The organism is Algibacter pacificus, assembly GCF_008033385.1.
Lineage (GTDB): Bacteria > Bacteroidota > Bacteroidia > Flavobacteriales > Flavobacteriaceae > Algibacter > Algibacter pacificus.
The window spans coordinates 1-935 of record NZ_VOGY01000049.1 but is presented as its reverse complement, the minus strand read 5'-3'; the positions used below and the strand labels follow the sequence as shown (position 1 = coordinate 935).

General features: G+C 37.6%; 1 protein-coding gene. It reads right to left on the bottom strand.

The genetic code is table 11. The features are described 5' to 3' along the window. The coding region (locus tag FQU21_RS17330; protein ID WP_147679298.1) for a transposase at positions 1–935 on the bottom strand (935 nt) is incomplete at both ends.

The window sequence follows — 935 nt, the reverse complement described above, 5'->3', positions numbered from 1 at the left end:
TTTGATCCGCGATATTCCTTCTTTTTGGTGTTATTCTTTTTTTCAATAAACACTTTTTTAAAAGGTATGATTTTACCCTCTGGACAAGTGTAATGTTCCTTGTCTTTATCATAAGTAAACCCATCTGGACCACCTTTATATGTGCCATGAGGTGGTATAAAGCTTTTTAAACCTATTGCTTCTAGAAAAGCATAATTCTCACCACTGCTATAGCCTGTATCTGCCACACAATTTTCCCAAACAAGTTCTGATTTCCAAAGCCGTTGTTTTACACGCTTAACTATATCAGGCAAATGCTGACTGTCTTTACCGTCTGCATGGTATGCTTTTATATCGCTTATAACATGGTTTGCTGTATCTACAGTAAGCTGACTAAGATAATTTAGTTTTCTTGCTTTGCCCGGCTTTACACGAATGCGCGCATCGGGATCGGTTGGACTATAATGCGTTTTATTACTGGTATAGCGACTGCCTTTAGCTCCAGATCCTGGGCGAGCATCTTGATCTTTTGCCCATTTGGTATTACGGCTTTTTATAGCTTGTAATTCCTTGTTAGATGCTGATAACGTTTGCTGATTTTTATCTGCTTTATTTTCTTTAGATTGTCTTAAAGGTTTCTTTTTGTCTCGATTGCTAATGGTACGTATTTGGCGTAGGTGATCTTCTAAATCGTCTTCAGGAACTTTAAGTTCTAAAGTATCCATCGAAGCATTAGCTTTTACTGGAGCAGAATCGATAGTTTGGGTATGGCCTGCGACCATACCTGCTGATACGCATAATTCAAAAACCTTTATAAAAACAGATTCAAATACGTCTTCTGGAAATAATTGTCTCGTACGACTAATGGTAGAATGCCACGGTAATTCCTCATCGATATCATAGCCTAAAAAATACAGAATATCCAAACGCATGCTACAATGTGCTATAAGCTTACG